The organism is Streptomyces sp. NPDC031497 (assembly GCF_055580905.1).
In genome coordinates, this window is the sequence record NZ_JBVIKO010000029.1 from 23,242 (window position 1) to 40,569 (window position 17,328).

General features: G+C 70.0%; 15 protein-coding genes. 9 read left to right on the forward strand and 6 right to left on the reverse strand.

Annotated features, from left to right (window positions below; translation table 11 throughout):
* Nucleotides 1–290: 290 nt before the first annotated feature.
* From ACZ5K7_RS39985 to ACZ5K7_RS40000, 4 genes are all read right to left on the reverse strand, one after another.
* Nucleotides 291–896 carry a hypothetical protein gene (locus tag ACZ5K7_RS39985; RefSeq protein ID WP_468921933.1) on the reverse strand — a complete coding sequence of 202 codons (606 nt, stop codon included), beginning with the start codon at nucleotides 894–896 and terminating at the stop codon, nucleotides 291–293.
* Nucleotides 893–1,468: an RNA polymerase sigma factor gene (locus ACZ5K7_RS39990; protein ID WP_351709594.1), complete on the reverse strand. Its 576-nt coding sequence runs from the start codon at nucleotides 1,466–1,468 to the stop codon at nucleotides 893–895. Before ACZ5K7_RS39990 ends, ACZ5K7_RS39985 begins: the two co-directional genes overlap by 4 nt.
* A gap of 114 nt (nucleotides 1,469–1,582) precedes the next feature.
* Entirely contained in the window at nucleotides 1,583–3,019 is a 1,437-nt protein-coding gene (locus tag ACZ5K7_RS39995) for a pyridoxal phosphate-dependent decarboxylase family protein (RefSeq protein WP_468921935.1), read from the reverse strand.
* Between the two features lie 13 nt (nucleotides 3,020–3,032).
* Nucleotides 3,033–3,743: a tryptophan 2,3-dioxygenase family protein gene (locus ACZ5K7_RS40000; RefSeq protein ID WP_351709544.1), complete on the reverse strand. Its 711-nt coding sequence runs from the start codon at nucleotides 3,741–3,743 to the stop codon at nucleotides 3,033–3,035.
* Nucleotides 3,744–3,995: 252 nt separating this feature from the next.
* On the opposite strand from ACZ5K7_RS40000, the gene ACZ5K7_RS40005 reads away from it, so the two are divergent.
* From ACZ5K7_RS40005 to ACZ5K7_RS40015, 3 genes are read left to right on the forward strand one after another with little or no spacing between them, the layout of a single operon-like run.
* The gene (locus ACZ5K7_RS40005) at nucleotides 3,996–6,188 is read left to right on the forward strand and encodes an MMPL family transporter (RefSeq protein ID WP_468921939.1); all 2,193 of its coding nucleotides are present in this window, start codon (nucleotides 3,996–3,998) and stop codon (nucleotides 6,186–6,188) included.
* Nucleotides 6,189–6,193: 5 nt separating this feature from the next.
* Nucleotides 6,194–7,393 (forward strand): sensor histidine kinase, encoded by a 1,200-nt coding sequence (locus tag ACZ5K7_RS40010; protein WP_468921942.1) that lies wholly within the window; start codon nucleotides 6,194–6,196, stop codon nucleotides 7,391–7,393.
* Nucleotides 7,390–8,028: a response regulator transcription factor gene (locus ACZ5K7_RS40015; RefSeq protein ID WP_351709553.1), complete on the forward strand. Its 639-nt coding sequence runs from the start codon at nucleotides 7,390–7,392 to the stop codon at nucleotides 8,026–8,028. The genes ACZ5K7_RS40010 and ACZ5K7_RS40015 overlap by 4 nt, the downstream gene beginning before the upstream one ends.
* Nucleotides 8,029–8,164: 136 nt before the next feature.
* Here the strand turns inward: ACZ5K7_RS40015 and ACZ5K7_RS40020 are convergent, their stop codons facing one another.
* A complete protein-coding gene (locus tag ACZ5K7_RS40020) occupies nucleotides 8,165–8,713 on the reverse strand; it encodes a DUF4232 domain-containing protein (protein ID WP_351709556.1) in 549 nt (182 codons plus the stop codon).
* A gap of 405 nt (nucleotides 8,714–9,118) precedes the next feature.
* Between ACZ5K7_RS40020 and ACZ5K7_RS40025 the strand changes: the two genes are divergently transcribed.
* The 3 genes from ACZ5K7_RS40025 (at nucleotide 9,119) to ACZ5K7_RS40035 (ending at nucleotide 12,785) form a co-directional block, all read left to right on the forward strand.
* Nucleotides 9,119–11,302 carry a serine/threonine-protein kinase gene (locus ACZ5K7_RS40025; RefSeq protein ID WP_468921945.1) on the forward strand — a complete coding sequence of 728 codons (2,184 nt, stop codon included), beginning with the start codon at nucleotides 9,119–9,121 and terminating at the stop codon, nucleotides 11,300–11,302.
* Nucleotides 11,303–11,565: 263 nt separating this feature from the next.
* Nucleotides 11,566–12,405, forward strand: a complete 840-nt coding sequence (locus ACZ5K7_RS40030) for a DUF1206 domain-containing protein (protein ID WP_468921948.1) — start codon at nucleotides 11,566–11,568, stop codon at nucleotides 12,403–12,405.
* Between the two features lie 224 nt (nucleotides 12,406–12,629).
* A complete protein-coding gene (locus ACZ5K7_RS40035) occupies nucleotides 12,630–12,785 on the forward strand; it encodes a DUF6131 family protein (RefSeq protein WP_351709565.1) in 156 nt (51 codons plus the stop codon).
* 41 nt (nucleotides 12,786–12,826) lie between these two features.
* On the opposite strand, the gene ACZ5K7_RS40040 is transcribed toward ACZ5K7_RS40035, so the two are convergent.
* A complete protein-coding gene (locus tag ACZ5K7_RS40040; protein ID WP_351709568.1) occupies nucleotides 12,827–13,504 on the reverse strand; it encodes a GAP family protein in 678 nt (225 codons plus the stop codon).
* Between the two features lie 400 nt (nucleotides 13,505–13,904).
* Between ACZ5K7_RS40040 and ACZ5K7_RS40045 the strand changes: the two genes are divergently transcribed.
* From ACZ5K7_RS40045 to ACZ5K7_RS40055, 3 genes are all read left to right on the forward strand, one after another.
* Entirely contained in the window at nucleotides 13,905–14,495 is a 591-nt protein-coding gene (locus ACZ5K7_RS40045; protein ID WP_468921952.1) for a hypothetical protein, read from the forward strand.
* Between the two features lie 72 nt (nucleotides 14,496–14,567).
* Nucleotides 14,568–15,920, forward strand: coding sequence for a Dyp-type peroxidase (locus tag ACZ5K7_RS40050; protein ID WP_468921955.1), 1,353 nt, complete (start codon nucleotides 14,568–14,570; stop codon nucleotides 15,918–15,920).
* A 120-nt stretch (nucleotides 15,921–16,040) separates the two neighbouring features.
* Nucleotides 16,041–17,171, forward strand: coding sequence for a catalase family protein (locus ACZ5K7_RS40055; RefSeq protein WP_468921958.1), 1,131 nt, complete (start codon nucleotides 16,041–16,043; stop codon nucleotides 17,169–17,171).
* The last annotated feature ends 157 nt before the right edge of the window (nucleotides 17,172–17,328 follow it).

The following is a 17,328-nucleotide window of genomic DNA, read 5'->3' on the forward strand; positions in this document are numbered from 1 at the left end:
GCCTCGCCGCCGTTCCGCTTCTTGGCTTGTCTGCTGTTTTGCCGCTTGCGCGTGAAGTGCCACAGAAGTCCCCGGCATGCTAGCGATGGCGGACTGGTCCGAAAAATGGGGTCCGCGCCATGTCAGGGGAAGCCTACTCATCACACAATTGATCTCAATACTTTGATCATTCGAATTAATACCGGCGCTTCGGGTAACAGTGCATGCACGCGGATGTGACGGAACATCAGATACGACCGAGCCCACCGCGGCCGTCGGTGGGCTCGGATCGTCCGTGCGGCCGTGTTCCGTTACTTCCCGAATGCCTGGCGGAACTCGTCGACGGTCTCGTCAGAGGCCCCGTTCGCGCCGCACACCGGGACGACACCGTTCTCGGCGGCCACGATGTAGCGCTCACCCTCCGAGAACGTCAGTGCCTCCGGCCGGCTCGCGTCGCTGTCGAGCACGACCGTCTGCGTGTCGCCGCCCTTCAGCCAGGAGTCGACCCGGAAGGTGACCGTGGCGCCCTTGACGGAGGTGACCGTCCCCACGAAGAGGGTCGGGTACCCGCGCAGGGTGTCGGGGCTGGGTGCCGCGCACTTCTGGGCGCCGAAGCCGCTGTGGGTGGTGAGTGTCAGCGGGCCGGCCGAGGCCGGGTGCCCGTTGTCGTCGTGCGCCATCAATCCTGCGGCGATGCCGCCGCCGAGCAGAAGCAGACCGGCGGCCGCCGCGAGTCCGAGGAGCTGACGGCGGCTCCGCCGCGCGGCGGTCTTCACGGGGACCGTGACGCCGGTCCGGAGCGCGGTGTCGGTGGTCAAGGTGTCCTCCACAAGTCGGTCGATGTCGGGCAGCGGAGCATGGGGGGTCAGCGCCGGGTCCGCGGACTTCAGCCGGGCCAGCAACTCGTCGTCGTTCACTGACCGCTCCTTCCTTCAACCCTCTTGTGTCCGGACGGTTCGTCATGCTTTCGCCTCAGCTGTTGGGCGAGTTTCTTCTTGGCCCGGTTCAGCCGGATGCTCACCGCGTTGGACGTCAGCCCGGTCGCCTCCGCGATCTGCCGGGGCGCCAGCCCCTCCCACGCCCACAACCGCACCACCTCGCGGTCCAGCGCCCCGAGGGCGGCGAGCGCGGCGTGCAGATCGCTGTGGTCGGCGGCCCCGGCCGGCTGCTGCTCCCGCGTCCGGATCAACCGCTCCACCAGCCGGAGACGGCGCCCGTCGGCGCGACGGGCATTCGCCAGGCAGCCCCGCGCCACCCCGTAGCACCACGGGAGCACGTCATCGGGGTCGGGCGGGGAATCCGGCGCCGGGCCAAGACCGGGGACGTCGTCGATGCGGCGCCACAGCACCAGCATCGCCTCCGCCAGGATGTCGTCGACCGTGTCGGCGCTCGTCCGTCGCAGCAGATACCGGTGCAACGGTTCCACCACCACGTGCGCCAGTCCTTCGAAGCGCGCCCGCTGCCTCTGGCGCGCCTCCTCTTCCGTCATGGATTCCACGCCCCGTCCTGTCCGGCACCGGCCGGATCCTTTCAGGCGAGGGCGCACGGACGGGGGCGGCAGGCCCGCCGGACGGGCTTCAGCGCGAAGGTCCTGCCCGGACCGTCAGGCGTCGAGCGTGGCGCGCGCGTCGATCACGGCCTCCAGCAGGGCGTCGACGTGTTCGTTCCGGGTGGTGTAGTTGTTCACCGCCACTCTCAGGTAGGGCTCGCCGTTCGGGTGGCAGACCGTGAGATGGAAGTCGCCGCGTTCCACCACCGCGCGGTGCAGTCGCTCGGTGTACTCGGTGAGGTCCACGCCGTCCCGTCCGGGCACCGCGCGGAAACAGCAGATCGGGAGAACCGGGTCGGCCAGGAGTTCGAGGCCGTCGGTGGCGCGGACCCGGTCGGCCAGGTGCCGGGCCACGTCCAGGTTGCCCAGCAGCAGGTCCGCGTATCCCTCGCGGCCGAGGTGACGCATGGCCAGCCACAGCCCCAGTGACTTCCACGGCCGGGCGCCCTCCGGGCCCAGGAACACGAAATCGGCGCGGGAGTCGTGGTTCCAGTAGTGCGCCTGGTCGGCGAAGCTGGCGGAGAGCCGGCTCGGGTCGCGCACCAGCAGACACCCCAACCCGTACGGCACGAACATCCACTTGTGCGGATCCAGGGTGACCGAGTCTGCCGACGCGAGTCCGGTGAACAGTTCCTGAGTACGCGGAAGGCCCGCGAAGACCGCCGCGGCGGCACCGTCGACGTGGAACCACATGTCGTGATCCGCCGCGACCTGCGCCAGGTCCGCCAGGGGGTCGATCGCGCCGGTGGCCGTCGCCCCCGCCAGGCCGACGACCGCGACCGGCCGGTGCCCCGCCCGCACGTCGGCCGCGATCCGCTCCCGCAGTGCCGGGACGGTGATTCGCCCTGCACGGTCGGTCGGCACGACCCGCAGCGCCGCCCGCCCCATGCCGAGGAAGTCCATCGCCCTGGAGACGGAGTAGTGCAGCTCGGACGAGACGTACACGGTGCCGCCGCCGGTGATCCCGTTCTCCCGCACCGCGTCGCCCAGCACGGCGTCCCGGGCCAGTTTCAACGCGGATATGTTGGCCATCGTCCCGCCCGAGGTGAAGATGCCGCCGGGGACGGTCGCGTTCGGGTAGCCGACGAAGTCCGCCACCCAGGACAGCGTCTCCGTCTCCATGGCCGTGGCGGCCGGCCCCATCCGCCACGCCGCCGGGCTCTGGTTGAGCAGGGACGCGATGCTGTCGCCGAGGACGGCCACCGGCAGCGGCCGCGGGTGGAAGTACCCGAAGTACTGCGGGTGGGCACCGTTGAGGTACCCGCGGTCCAGGACCGTCGAGGTGATCTCCGTCAACAGCTCCGGAAGCGGGGTACCACGCTCCGGAGCCGCTCCCGCGTCCCGCGAGCGCTCGTAGAACGCCTTGTCGTCGCTGGTGACCGGCCGTGTCCACGGAGTGCGCTGGGTGTCGAGGAGAGCGTCGAGGTGGGGGCGTACGGCGGCGACGACGCGGTCCCAGTCCGTCAACGACTCGCGGGAGAACTCGGACATCTCGGCCTTTCGGTCAGGGGGTGGGAGTCGGCGCGGTGGCGAAGTACTCGCCGGCCTCGCCGGTGAGTTGTGACCGGATGCGCCACAGCTCCGGGTAGAGGCGCTCGGTGGCGAGCTTCGCCAGCACGTGGATCGGGGTTCCGGCCACACCCACCGCGTCGACGCCGACCATCCTCTCGACGACCTTCAGGTGGCGCGTGCGCCACAGCATGCAGTCGCTGTCGAGGTCGACGAGGCTCTCCGCGAGCTGGTAGAGGTCCTCGAACTCGGTGAGCCGCGTGTAGACCTCGTGCAGTCCGACGGCCCGGCGCGCCAGGAACGCGGTGAACTCCTCACCCAGCGCCCGGGCCTGTCTCCGGGTGCTCGACCATCCCGGCGAGGAGAACCCCGAGCCGTCCTCCAGCTGGGTCCGGATCCGCTGGTACGCCCACGGCGGGATGTGGTCCAGCGCGTCGAGCTGTCCCATGAGGTTCAGCAGGTAGGAATGGACCCTGCGCAGGTGCCGGACGGCCCGCAGAACGGCATCGGAGCGCGTCGCGGAAACGGCGGACTCCATCTCGTACGCGATGAGCTTGAGCCACAGCTCCGACGACTGCTGCACGACGATGAAGATCATCTCGTCGGGGTCGACGCGCCCCTCCGTGTCCCGCTGCAGGCTGAGTAACTCATCGGTGTGCAGATAGCGTTCGTACGCCGTCGAGGTCCCGTCCCGCCGCACTGACATTCCGGTGACTCTCCGAATCGATTACGGACACGGCCATGCGTGCCGGGTGATGGATCATCAACTACTGGAGCGTCGATCACATTCACGTCGGACGCACGACCGATGTGACCAGCACAAGTGAATACTCCCTTTCCGTTTGTCGAACCGACGTCCGGGACCGGTCGCGCCGCAGTAGGTCCACCGATCGGTGGACCCGAAGTTCAACCAGACACCTCTGTCTGCCAACTGCGGTTGCCAGCAAGGCTCTTGGGCATGAATTCAATCACTGTCCGTATGGCGCGCTGGAGCGCCCGGCACCCCTGGCGGGCCATCGTCGGCTGGCTCGTGTTCGTGGTGCTGTGCCTGGGGATCGGCAGTGCCGTCGGCACGCACAGCGCGACGACGGCCGACTACCGGGTCGGCGAGGCCGGCCGGGCGGAGGCGATGGCCGCCGAGGGGCACCTGGAACGCAGGTCCACCGAGCAGGTGCTGATCTCCTCCCGGTCGGGCCCCCTCGACCGGGCCGCGGCCGAAGCCGCCGCGAAGGACCTGACCGCCCGGATGGAGCGGCTGCCCGAGGTGGCGGGCGTGGCCGACCCGCTGCTGTCCGGGGATCACCGGATCCTCATGGTGGAGGTGGCCCTGAAGGGCGAGGAACGGGACGCGAAGGACAAGGTCGACGCGCTGCTCGCGCAGACCGAGGCCGTGCGGAAGGCGCGTCCTGCGCTGCTGCTGGAGGAGACCGGAAGTCCCTCCATCAGCAAGGGAGTCGACCAGCAGCGCGGCGACGACCTGGCGCTGTCGGAGGAGATCACGCTGCCCATCACCCTGATCACCCTGTTGGCCGTCTTCGGGTCGGTGACCATGGCAGGGGTGCCGCTGCTGCTCGCTCTGTCGTCGATCGCGGCGGCCGTCGGGCTGTCGATGGTGGCCTCGCACCTTTCCCCCGACGCCGGGGTCGGCACGAACGTCATCCTGATGATCGGCCTCGCCGTCGGCGTCGACTACACGCTCTTCTACCTCAAGCGGGAGCGTGAGGAGCGCGCCCGCTCGGGCGGCCGGCTGAGCTCCGAGGCGCTGGTGGAGCTGGCCGCGGCGACCTCGGGCCGGGCGGTCGTGATCTCCGGACTCGCGGTCGTGGCCTCCACCGCGACGCTGTATCTCGCCTCGGACGTCATCTTCTCCTCGCTGGCCACCGGCACCATCGTGGTCGTCCTGGTCGCGGTGGCCAGTTCCCTGACGGCGCTGCCGGCACTGCTGGTCAAGCTCGGACAGCGGGCCGAGCGCAGGTCCCGGCGCCGGGACCTGCGCGGAAAGCCGGCGCGCCGGACACGGGGCGACGGCGGCGGCCGCGTGTGGGCCGCGCTGCTGCGGCCGGCGAGCAGGCACCCGCTGGCCACCCTGTGCGTCTCGGTGTTCGCCCTGCTCGCGCTCGTGACCCCGTTGGCAGGCCTGAAGATCACGGAGATGAGCCGGGACACGCACTCCCGCGACATCCCCGCCATGCGGGTGTACGACCGGCTGAACGAGGCGTTCCCCGAGCAGCGGGTCACGCACCAGGTCGTCGTACGTTCCGACGCCGCGCGCTCCGGCGAGGTCACCGGGGCGCTGCGCGAGCTGGCCAGGCGTGCTGACGCAGACCCGCTGTTCGCCGGCGCCTCGGGCATCCGGACGTCGACCGACCACCGGATCAGCGTGCTCGAACTGAAGGTGCCGTACCTGGGCAACTCCGAGCAGGCGTACGAGTCCCTCGACCACCTGCGGGACGACTACCTGCCCGCGACCGTCGGGCGGATCGACGGGGCGGAGTACGGAGTGAGCGGGGATGTCGCCCGGTACACCGACTATCCCGCTCACCAGAACAGCAAACTCCCGCTGGTCCTCGGCGCGTTGCTGCTCGTGACCTTCGCGATGACCGTGTACGCGTTCCGCTCGGTGGTGCTGGGCCTGATCGGTGTCGTACTGAATCTGCTGTCCGCGGCGGCGGCGCTCGGACTGCTCGTCCTGGTCTTCCAGGGCACCTGGGCCGAAGGGCTGCTGGACTTCCACTCCACGGGTTCGATCGGCTCGCGCGTACCGCTGTTCCTCTTCGTGATCCTCTTCGGGCTCTCGATGGACTACCAGGTGTTCGTGGTGAGCCGGATCAGGGAGGCCGTGCTCGCGGGAGCGTCCACGAGGCAGGCCGTGCTCGACGGAATCCACAGGTCGGCGAGCGTGGTGACCAGCGCCGCGGTGGTGATGACGACCGTGTTCGTGAGTTTCGTCTTCCTGCACATCATCGAGATGAAGCAGATCGGCTTCGTCCTCGCGGTGGCCGTGCTGCTCGATGCCTTCGTCGTCCGGATCATGGTCCTGCCGTCGGCGATGCTGCTGCTCGGCGAGGCGAGCTGGTGGCCCTCGCGGGCGGCGGAGCGAAAGGCGGCGGCTCAAATCGCCGACGGGCACCTGGCGGTCGACGTACGTTGATCGGCATGACCGCTCTCGCCGACCCCTCGGCCGACCCCTTCTGGGCCACTTCGCTGCGGCGGTGGAACGCCGTGTGCTGGGCGCTGTTCGGTGCGATGGCCGTCGGGCTGGTGACGGCCGCTCCGTCCGGCGGGAGCAAGTACAAGGCGCTCGCGCTGCTCGGTTGCGTGGTGCTGTGCTACGCGGTGCTCGACCGCTTTCCGGGGAATCCCGTCGTACGTCCGCAGGTCTACCTCTCGGTGCTGGTACTCGCCCTCGGCGGACTGGCGTACCTCGGGAGCAGTTATGCGGCCCTGTTCATGGTGACGCTGCCGCACTACTGGATGTTCGGGCCCACGCCCAGGGCCTCGATGGGGTTCCTCGGACTGGCCACCGGTGCCACGCTGGCCGGGGCCCTGGTCCGGCAGGGCTGGTCGGCGGAGTTCTTCGGCGAGACGCTGGTGTCCACCCTGATCGTGGTCGCGGTGGGCGTACTGATCGGCCTGTGGGCGCACTCGGTCGTCGCGCAGAGCAGCGAACGGGCCCGGCTGATCGGGGAGTTGGAGCGGACGCAGGCGCAACTGTCCGAGGCTCACCAGCGACAGGGCGCGGCGGACGAACGGGAACGCATCGCACGGGACATCCACGACACGCTCGCGCAGGGCTTCGCATCGATCATCGTGCTCGCGGAGGCGGCACGGGCGGGCATGTCCGACGATCCCGCGCGCAGTGCCCAGCAAGTGCGGTCGATCGAGTCCACTGCTCGGGAGAACCTGGCAGAGGCGCGGGAGCTGGTCGGTTCGGTGCGGCAGCCGGGCCCGGGCGGCGAGGCGGCCGGTTCGGTGACGCAGACGCTGCGCCGCACGCTGGACCGCTTCGCGGAGGACACCGGGCTTGCCGTGGACGCCGACCTGGCGGACCTCGAGTGCGACCAGCAGACCCGGATCGCGTTGCTGCGCTGTACCCAGGAGTCCCTGGCCAACGTGCGCAAACACGCGCGCGCGTCCACGGTCGGCGTGGTGCTGGTCCGGCGTCCGTACGGAGTGGAACTGGAGATCACCGACGACGGGACCGGATTCGTGGTGGAGGAGTCGACGGGCTTCGGGCTCTACGGCATGCGCAAACGACTGGCGGAGCTGGGCGGGAGGCTCACGGTGACGAGTTCGGTGGGAGACGGGACGCGGATCCTGGCGATGATCCCCACGGGGGACGAGGGTGAAGCATGAGTGAGGGGGTTCTGCGTATCGTCGTGGTGGACGATCACACCGTCATGCGGGCCGGAGTGGTCGCCCTGCTCGCCGCCGAGGACAGCATCGAGATCGTCGGCGAGGCGGGCGACGGGCGCGACGGGCTCGGACTCGTCGAGCGGTACGACCCCGACGTCGCCCTCGTCGATCTGCGGATGCCCGTTCTGGACGGGGTGGCGACGACGACCGAGATCGTCGCCCGGTATCCGCGTACCCGGGTGCTGATCCTGACGACGTACGACACGGACACGGAGATCGAGCGCGGTGTGGAGGCCGGTGCCATCGGCTATCTGCTCAAGGACACCACCCGCGAGCAGCTTGTCGACGCCATCCACGCGGCCGCACGCGGCGAGACGGTGCTGGCACCCCGGGTCGCCGAGAAGCTCGTGGCGCGGATGCGGCGCCCCGTCCAGGACCCACTGACCGACCGCGAGACCGATGTCCTCAACGCGGTGGCCGACGGCCTCACCAACGCCGAGATCGGCAGACGCCTGGTGATCGCCGAGGCCACGGTGAAGACGCATCTGCTGCGCCTGTTCGCCAAACTCGATGTGAACGACCGGACGAGGGCGGTGGTGGTGGCCATGGAAAGAGGACTCCTGCGACGGCCTTAGACCTCCGCGAAACTCGTTCGGGTCCACCAGGGTCGACAGCGGTGCGCCTCCGCGCCTTCCGGTGCCATGCCGGACGAGACAACCCCAGGTCGGTGACCTGGGGTTGGTGCGGTGCGGTGCGGGGCTCGGGGAACGGCTACCAGGAGAGGGCGTCCGCCGCGTTGTCCTGCCAGTAGGTGACGGTGGCGGCGCTGTTGAAGAAGACGCCGCCCTTCGGCAGCTTCAGGGTCTTCTCCGTGCTGGTCGCGTTGCCCTTCCTGTCGGCGAAGAACACGCCCAGGGTCTTCTCCTTGGCTCCGCCTTCTCCGTCGGGGGACGACGTCGTGATGCCCGCGTACGCGGACTGGCCGTGTTCGAGCGTCACCACGGCCTGCGGGGTGGTCTCCTCGGCCCACGGCAGGGGGGCCTGGGCGTCGGCGCCGGCCCTCAGGAAGGGGGCGATGTAGGCGTAGCAGGGCTTGGTGCCGGTGTTGGTGGCCTTGAGCAGCAGGTGGTTGATCGGGCGGGACACCTCGGTGACGGTCAGCTTGGTGTTCGCCGTGGTGCAGGTGACGACCGAGGAGGCCTTCTTGGTGGCGGCGGAGGCGGTCTGCGCGGTGGCCTGGAAACCGACGAGCGCGAGGGCGGCGGCGACGACCATGGAGGAGGCGGCCGCGCGGGAGGCGAAACGAGTGGCGATACGCATGAGTGGACTGCTCTCTGAATATTCGGAAGGTGATCTTCCGGTTGTGGGCTGTGCCGGTCGGTTCTGTCCTGGGTGTGCTGCGTGTGGTGTGCGTGGGCGCGCCGCAAGTGCGAGCCGTGAACGCGGGGTTGAACGAGGACGACCGCCGTGTCCGGTGAGGCGCCCTGCTCGGATGACCCAAGCCTGTGCCCTGCGGCGTTCCATCCGCCATTCCCTGCGGGAGTTTCGGGATGCTGGAATGATCGAACCAGCTCTGAACTGCGGAAACGTGGCCTTCCTGGAATGCCTAACGGGATGCGGGAGGGTGCGGGAGCCCGGTCGGGAAATGAGCGGCTCAGTTTCCGGGACGGCAGGCCCTACCCTGATCCCCGTGAGGCAGGCAGGCGCTGGGAAGGACGATCGGCGATGACGCCCCTGAGCACCGGGGACCCGGAGTCCATAGGCGGGTACACCCTTCTCGGTCGGCTCGGGACGGGCGGCATGGGAGTCGTCTATCTGGGAGTCTCCGCCTCGGGGCGGCAGGTCGCGGTCAAGCTCGTCCACGGGCCGTACGCCCAGGAAGAGGAGTTCCGCACCCGCTTCCGGCAGGAGATCGCGGCAGCGCGCAGAGTGAGCGGTGCCTTCACCGCGCCGGTCGTGGACGCCGATCCGGACGCCGACCGGCCGTGGATGGCGACGCTCTACGTACCGGGGCTCAACCTCGCCGAAGCCGTGGAGAAGGACGGCCCGTTGAACCAGCGGGAACTGCGCGCGCTGGGGCTGGGGCTCACCGAGGCGCTGCGCGACATCCACCGGGCGGGCCTGGTGCACCGGGACCTCAAACCGCGCAACGTCCTGATGACCGAGGACGGGCCGCGCGTCATCGACTTCGGCATATCGCGCGCTTCCGACAACCAGAACCTGACCACGACCGGGCGGATGATCGGCACGCCGCCCTTCATGTCGCCGGAGCAACTGGCCGCTCCCCGGGACGTCACCCCGGCCTCGGACGTGTTCTCACTGGGGTCGCTGCTGGTGTTCGCGGCCGTCGGCACGGGACCGTTCGACGCCGACAGCCCGTACATAACGGGCTATCAGGTGGTGCACGGGGCCCCGGACCTCGGCGGGGTGCCCGAGGCGCTCCTGGGTGTTGTCGAGCGCTGCCTGCACAAGGACCCGGCCGCACGCCCGGAACTGACGGACCTGCACCGCATGCTCCAGGCGCTGCCGGAGGCCGACGCCACCGAGTCTCCGAAGACCGGACAGTCACCGAACCCCCGGCGCCACCCCGCTGCCCGGAGCGCGGCCACCGCCACCGCGGGCGCCACGACCGGCACGGCCACCGGCACCGGCACGGCCACCGGCACCAGCACCGGCTCCGGAACCGGCAAGCGACGCCGAGCCCGGATGCTGCTCACCGGTCTCGGCGCGGTGCTGGCCGTCACCGCGCTGTGTGTCGGCGTGGGCGTCTTCGTCTCCGATTCGGACGCCACCGCCACCGCCACGGCCACCGCCCGTGCCGCGTCACTGCCCGCCGGCTGGCGGCCGTGGCGCACGGAGCTGCGGTACGACGTGAAGGGTGTCCCTCTCGACTACAACAGCTCCGGATGCGTGGCGGAGGGAAGCGCCCTCTTCTGCGGCGGTACAGGCGTCACGGTCGCCAAGGTCGACGCGGCCTCCGGCCGCACCCTGTGGCGGACCGGCACCCGCCCTCAGGGGGCGCAGCCGATCGGCGTCCGCGACGGGCTGGTCTACGTGTACGAGGATCCGGACGACAACACCAGGCGCGTGGTGGCCCTCGACGCCGCGACCGGGGACCGGCGGTGGCAACGCGACATCAACAAGTCCGAGGCCGCGGTCCTGTACGACGGCGGGTTGCTGACCCTGTCTCCCGACTACTCGTCGTTCGTGGCCTACGGGCCCTCCGGCAAGGAACTGTGGCGGGCGCCCTCGCTGGACGAGTACTGCACTCCGTCGGTGCTGGGGGGCGTCCCCTACGCCCTGTGCTCGCGGGGTACCGAGCCCGGCCAGGCCCCGGTCGAACTGATGAAGCTCGGATCCGGCAGCCTGACCGAAACCGCCGGACTCCCCAAGAAGGCGGAGGCGCTCGGCGCGGTCGACGGGCAACCTCTGTTCCTCGCCCCGCAGACCGCGAAGGACGTCTACGAAGCCGGATACGAACGGCCGTACAACGCGCTGCTGCGGGTGTCCTCGGAAACCGGGCAGGTCAGACGGATACCGCTGGCTCGTCCACTGACCGGCGCGGCCACCCTGGTGGACGGCATCGTCTACTTCGTCCGGTCCGACGGGTCGGTCACCGCGGTGTCGGCGGACAGCGGCAAGCAACTCTGGCAGAAGGTGACGGACGTGGAGAGTCTGTCCGCGCCCGCCGTGTCGGCGACGTACAAACGGGTCTACTTCTCCAACCGCTTCGGCCGTCTGCTGGCACTGGACAGCCGCACCGGGGCGGAGGTCTGGCGCACCTCCGCACTGGCCGACCCCGGGGACAAGGCGCAGAGCTACCCGCCGCGCGTGCTGCTCGTCAAGGACGCGATCGTGGCGATGGCCGGCGACACGGTCTTCTCCCGGAGCCCGGACGGGCCCACCTGACAGGCCCGCCTGACGGGCCCGCCTGACAGGCCGAGGCAGTCGTCGCGCATCCGCAGGTCTCCCATCGCACCGGCGGGTCGCCGTGCTGCGGTTGCCGAGGTCCTCCGAGGGTCATCGGGTCCGCCGGCGTCTCGTGCGTGGGCCCCGCCCATCGAGGACCCCGGCCGGCTTCCTCCGCGCCACCTTCCTCGGCAGTGCGCCGGAAGGCGAAGCGGAGGGTCGGTCCCGGGATGGCCTCGGCCTTCCGGGGCATCCGGTAGGACATGGCTACTGGATCGGCAACGACACGCGGACGCGGTCAGGTTCGACGTGCGGCGAACAGCAAGGCGATCGCGGCAGCGGCCCGGGCGGGCTTCGTCGCCCGTGGGGTCATCTACGCACTGATCGGCGTTCTCTCCCTGCGGATCGCCTTCTCCGGCGGGGGCAAGCAGGCCGACCGGGGCGGCGCGATCGCCGAGATCGCCCAGAAGCCCTTCGGCACCGTACTGCTGTGGATGCTCGGCGTCGCCCTGGCCGGGATGGCCCTGTGGCGGCTGTCCGAGGCCGCCTTCGGACAGGCGGGTCCCGACGGCGGGAAACCGGGCAAGAGGGCGATGGCCGCGGGCCGTTCCGTCTTCTACGGATTCGTCGCCTACTCCGTCCTCTCCTACGCGGCCGGGGACAAGAGCAGCGGCAGCGGCAGTTCCGACAAGAACTCCCAGGACGTCACGGCGAAGGCCCTGGACTGGCCCGGCGGGCAGTGGATCGTCGGCGTCGCGGGTGCCGCGGTGGCCGCTGCCGGCCTGTGGATCGCCGCCCGGGCCGTCATGCGCAAGTTCGAGAAGCACCTCAGGATGTCGGAGATGTCACCGAAGATGCGTAAAGTCGTCGCCTTCTTCGGCACGTTCGGCGGTACGGCCCGGGGCGTCGTCTTCGCCACCGCGGGCTGCTTCGCCGTCGCCGCGGCCGTCCAGCACAAGCCCGGCAGGGCCAAAGGCATGGACGACACCCTGCGTACGTTCGCCGACACCCCGGCGGGCCCCTGGCTGCTGGCGCTGATAGCCATCGGCCTGATGGCCTTCGGGGTCTTCTCCTGGGCCAACGCGCGCTGGCGCGACCTCTGACCGGCGGTAGAACGCGAGACGCGGCGGTGGGTCCACGGTCACGCCCGGGCCCACCGCGGCCGCCGGTGGGCCCGGGCCTCCGCGGGGGCGCCATGTCCCGCGAACCCCGACAGCCGACAAAGGGTCATCGGACGAATCTGATGCGGCCGGCTTCGGGATGACATCGCCGCTTCGGGGAACCCGGCAACTACCAGCAGGCTTCAGGAAACGCCAGGAGGTAGGCCATGATCGCTGTCGGAATCATTCTGCTCGTCGTCGGGTTCGTCACGGGGATATCCATCTTGTGGACCCTCGGCATCATTCTGGCGGTGGTCGGTGCCGCCTTCTGGATCCTGGGATCCATGGGGCACGCGGTGGCCGGCCGACGCCACTACTGGTAAGGGTCCCCCGGCACCGGACGCCGTACGTCCGACCTCGCTTCTCAGGAGGCGAGGACGGAGATGCCGTCCCCGAGCAGTTTCAGCCCGAGGACGAAGAACAGGACCGCCATCACGGCGACATTGTGCTGAGCCGCCCAGTCCTTCCAGTTGCCGAGCGTGGTCTTGGCGCGCTCTCCCCCGAGCAGGTAGACCGCCAGCGGGGCCAGCAGGCCGAGGGTGGCGATCACGACGAAGATCGCCAGAGAGCCGATCTGCTGCCCCAGCGGCAGGTCGGCCGAGCCGATCGCGGCGCCCGCGGCGATGGTCAGCGGCGCGTTCTTGGCATTGAGCGCCGCCAGGGCCAGTCCGAGTGCGAAGACCTTGACCGGCGTGAGGCCGTCGATCGCACTCATCCACTTCGGCAGCCGGGCCTGTGAGGGATCCCTCGGACGCCGGTGCCACTGCCGGGCGCCGAAGAGGACGAGGAACAGGCCGAGGGCGAGCTTGAGGGCTCCCACCCAGGTGGCCGGGTGGTTGTGGGAGGAGGCACCTGCCGGGGAGGCGATCGCCAGCATGATCGCACCCAGTACCGCGAGTCCCAGAATCCAGCCCACCGTGAAGAGGACGCCGTTGAGACGTCCCCGAGGCGTGGCGAGGATGAGGATGACGGCGATGATGGGGAGCGGGCTGACCGCGACGCCGGCCGCGAATCCCAGTACGTCACCGAGAACTGCGCCCATGGTTGCCTCCGCGTGGGGTCGGGGTGGCGATCCGGCCGAGTTGGGCTTGGCGCGGCGCGACAGGCCGGCGTGCGGTCGGCTGCGCCGCTGCCTGCTCGGTCGTGCGCTTCACGGCCGTGCGCCGCGTTTCACCGCCGTACGGAAGTGGCTGCCCGAGAAGTACGACGGTGTACGGCGCACTCGGCACGTCCCACTGGTTCCATCTTCCTGCGCCCGGCCGGGTCTGTCCTCGGGAGGCTCGCGAGGCGGGGGCCCCAAGGGTTCCGGGCTTGAGGGCCAGGGGTTTTCCCCGGATGCGAGGCAGCGCGTCCGTGGTGAGGATTGAGGTGTGAGGGCGACGGTGTCTCATGTTCGGGCGCCTGGTGCCCCTCGCACCGATCCGTGGCAGGAGAGTTCCACGATGACTGCGACGACAGGTGCGACCCAGTCGGCTCACCCCGAGCGTCCGGGCAGGTCGGACGGGGTCTGCAGCGAGTTCACCGTCTTCACCAAGATCAAGCCGGGCCATGCGGACGAGCTGCGCAAGGATCTCGCCAAGCTCGCCGACGCGGCGGACGACGAGAAGGTCCATGCGGCGGTGCGCCAGATCGGCACCCTGCACGACGCACGGCACGTGATCTTCGACAACGACACCCGGTTCATGTTCGCCAGCGTCTTCGACGGCTCCTGGGACAACTACATCGACGACTTCGCCCAGACGGTGGTCGGGGACCGCTTCGACACGGTCTTCTCGCACAGCGAAGGGTTCCCCGGCGTCAAGGATCCGGGGGCGAAGGACTGGTTCGTCGCCCACCAGGAGGCCGCGGGGGTCTTCGTCAGCGCCTATCCCGACCTGACCGTCCAGCAGATCTACAAGGACCACCGCGTGGACGACGCGTTCCAGGAGGTGCTGGACACCCCCCAGTTCCGGGCGGCGCTGGAGAACCCGGCCAACGCGGAGTTGGTGTCCACGCCCGCCTTCCAGAAGCTGCTGGAAGAAGCCTCGGCCTAGAACCCGCTGTCGCGAGTCGGCCGTTGCGGGGCGGCTGTCCAGGCCAAGATCGATGTGGAGGCGCGAGCGCCCATGAACGCAGTGGACAGCGGCAGCGCGGCAGGCGTGCGCGTCGACATCGACGACGTCCAGAGCGGGGCTCTGCGGCCACGGCCCGTGCCTTACGAGGGGAAGTACATCCTCCTGCGTGTCGATGACCCCCATGCCGGGCGGGCCCTGCTGGGGCGGCTGCTCCCGGTGGTCTCGGGTGGTCTGCCGGGCGCGGACCGGCAGCAGGATGCCTGGGTCGCCGTGGCGTTCACCTACCAGGGGCTGAAAGCGCTGGGGGTGCCCCAGGAGTCGCTGGACAGCTTTCCGCAGGCGTTCCGTGACGGTATGGCCGCGCGCGCGGAGCTGATCGGCGACGTCGGGGAGAGTGCCCCGGCCCACTGGGAGGCACCGTTCGGAACCGGGGAGGTCCATATCGCGTTGAGTGCCCTCTCCTCCGATACGGCGCGGCTGGACGAGGAGCTGGAGCGGGCCCGTGCCGCCTACGAGGACACGCCCGGTGTGCGGGTGATCTGGCAGCAGGAGGTCAAGCAGCTCCCGACCGGGCGCACGACCTTCGGGTTCCGTGACGGCATCAGCCATCCGAACATCGAGGGCGTCGGGCTGCCCGGGTCCAACCCGCAGGAAGCCCCCATCAAGGCCGGGGAGTTCATCCTCGGCTACCCCGACGAGACCGGCAACGTGCCGCCCATGCCCCGTCCCGAGGCGCTCGGGCGCAACGGAACCTACGCGGCCGTGCGCAAGGTCCACACCGACGTGGCGGCCTGGCGCCGGTTCCTGCGCGCGAACAGCTCCACTGCCGAGGAGGAGGCGCTGCTGGCGGCGAAGATGATCGGGCGCTGGCCCAGCGGGGCGCCGCTGACGTTGACGCCGGAGCACGATGATCCGGAGCTGGCGGCCGATCCGCACCGCGTCAACAACTTCCTCTACCGGGAGAACGACGACCGGGGCTACCGGTGCCCCGCCGGTGCGCACATCCGGCGCACCAATCCCCGCGATGCCACCATCGTCGGCGACGCGCGGATGCACCGGCTCATCCGCCGTGGCACCACCTACGGGCCGCCGCTGCCCGAGGGCGTGCTGGAGGACGACGGCGCCGACCGGGGCCTGGTCGGAGTCTTCCTCGGGGCCCATCTGGACCGGCAGTTCGAGTTCATCAAGGCCCAGTGGGTCAACGACGGCAACTTCATCGGCTACCCCGGCGAGCAGGACCCGGTGGCCGGCCACCACGGCGGAACCGGCACCGTCACCATCCCGGAGAAGCCGGTCCGGCGCCGCCTGCACAACCTGCCCAGCTTCGTGGTCACCCGGGGCGGTGAGTACTGCTTCGTGCCGGGTCTGCGGGCCCTGCGCTGGCTCGCCGAACTGGAGGACTGACGGCGATCGCCACCCCCCTGAGGCCCGGTCACCCTGAAGTCCGGTCACCCTGAAGTCCGATCACCCTGAGGTCCGGTCACCCTGAGGTCCGATCACGCCCTCCGAGGAGAGGTCGACGTCATGGCAGCACAGTTCGTCCGCTACACACCCGACGTCGAGGACGCCGACCCGGACTTCGACCGCAACGTGCAGACCGTGATCGAGAAGACCGGGAAGTACATCGCCGAGTCGGTCAAGGCCGGGGGCACCGGGCGGGCCCTTCGTGACGCCCATGCCAAGGGCTACGGGCTGGTCCGGGGCGAGGTGGAGATCCTGGACGGGCTGCCCCCCGAGTACGCCCAGGGCATCTACGCGACCCCGGGCACCCACGACGCCCTCATCCGCTTCTCCAACGGCTCGCCCCACGCCGGAGCCGACGCGCGACTGGGCGCCGCCACCGGACTGGCCTTGAAGATGTTCGACATCCCCGGCCCGACCCTGCTGGACGACGAACCGGACACCGGCACCTTCGACTACGCCAACATCAACGGACCGGTCTTCTTCTGCAACACCGTCGAGCACTACCTGTTCATCCAGGAGCTGTTCCTGAACGCGCCGGCCTACTTCTCCCAGGGCCGCCCCGGCGCGCATCGCTTCTACAGCGAGTTCGTGACCGGAAAGGGAACCCTCGACCAGGACAACTGGGCATGGGACGAGTTCCTGGCCTTCCTGCGCCTGTCGAAGACCCCGCCGGCGAACCTGCTGCTGTCGAGCTACTGGACGATGGGCGCGGTCCGGCACGGGGACTACATCGCCAAGGTGCGCATCACTCCCGACCCGACGTCCGCCGCCGGGGTGGTCCGGCGCACCATCGACCCGGCCTCGGCGGCGGAGGTCTTCCGGCCGGCTCTGCAAGCCGAGTTGCAGGAGGGGCCCTACGCCTTCGACATCCAGGTCCAGCTCTGCACCGACCTGGAGCGCATGCCGGTGGAGGACACCACCGTGGAGTGGCCCGAGCAGCTCTCGCCGTCCTTCACGGTGGCCAAGCTGCGGCTCCCGCGGCAGGACATCTCCGGCCCCGAGAACCTGGAGAAGATGGACGCGCTGTCCTTCACACCCTGGCGGGTCACCGCCGAGCACGCGCCCCTGGGCAACATCATGCGGGCCCGCAAGGAGGTCTACCGGCAATCCTCCATCGAACGCCACCAGCTCAACCAACAGCCCCGCACAGAACCCCGCAGCGCCGACGACGTACTCGGCCGCACCACATAAGCACCGGGTCGAGACGAGCACCGGACCGAGCGGCCCAGTCCCCTCCACGACGGGTCCCCTCCACGACGGGTCCCCTCCACGACGGGCACCCCGACGAACCCGGCAGCGGAGATCCGGTCGCCGTGCCGGCCGCGGGCGGCGGCTGCGGGCGGATGAT

Excerpts from the sequence above, each read along its gene's own strand:
- ACZ5K7_RS40020 (WP_351709556.1), bottom strand. The coding sequence starts at position 8,713 with ATGCGTATCGCCACTCGTTTCGCCTCCCGCGCGGCCGCCTCCTCCATG.
- ACZ5K7_RS39995 (WP_468921935.1), bottom strand. The coding sequence starts at position 3,019 with ATGTCCGAGTTCTCCCGCGAGTCGTTGACGGACTGGGACCGCGTCGTC.
- ACZ5K7_RS40050 (WP_468921955.1), top strand. The coding sequence starts at position 14,568 with ATGAACGCAGTGGACAGCGGCAGCGCGGCAGGCGTGCGCGTCGACATC.
- ACZ5K7_RS40000 (WP_351709544.1), bottom strand. The coding sequence starts at position 3,743 with ATGTCAGTGCGGCGGGACGGGACCTCGACGGCGTACGAACGCTATCTG.
- ACZ5K7_RS40055 (WP_468921958.1), top strand. The coding sequence starts at position 16,041 with ATGGCAGCACAGTTCGTCCGCTACACACCCGACGTCGAGGACGCCGAC.
- ACZ5K7_RS40040 (WP_351709568.1), bottom strand. The coding sequence starts at position 13,504 with ATGGGCGCAGTTCTCGGTGACGTACTGGGATTCGCGGCCGGCGTCGCG.
- ACZ5K7_RS39990 (WP_351709594.1), bottom strand. The coding sequence starts at position 1,468 with ATGACGGAAGAGGAGGCGCGCCAGAGGCAGCGGGCGCGCTTCGAAGGA.
- ACZ5K7_RS40035 (WP_351709565.1), top strand. The coding sequence starts at position 12,630 with ATGATCGCTGTCGGAATCATTCTGCTCGTCGTCGGGTTCGTCACGGGG.
- ACZ5K7_RS40045 (WP_468921952.1), top strand. The coding sequence starts at position 13,905 with ATGACTGCGACGACAGGTGCGACCCAGTCGGCTCACCCCGAGCGTCCG.
- ACZ5K7_RS40030 (WP_468921948.1), top strand. The coding sequence starts at position 11,566 with ATGGCTACTGGATCGGCAACGACACGCGGACGCGGTCAGGTTCGACGT.
- ACZ5K7_RS40005 (WP_468921939.1), top strand. The coding sequence starts at position 3,996 with ATGAATTCAATCACTGTCCGTATGGCGCGCTGGAGCGCCCGGCACCCC.
- ACZ5K7_RS40010 (WP_468921942.1), top strand. The coding sequence starts at position 6,194 with ATGACCGCTCTCGCCGACCCCTCGGCCGACCCCTTCTGGGCCACTTCG.
- ACZ5K7_RS40025 (WP_468921945.1), top strand. The coding sequence starts at position 9,119 with ATGACGCCCCTGAGCACCGGGGACCCGGAGTCCATAGGCGGGTACACC.
- ACZ5K7_RS40015 (WP_351709553.1), top strand. The coding sequence starts at position 7,390 with ATGAGTGAGGGGGTTCTGCGTATCGTCGTGGTGGACGATCACACCGTC.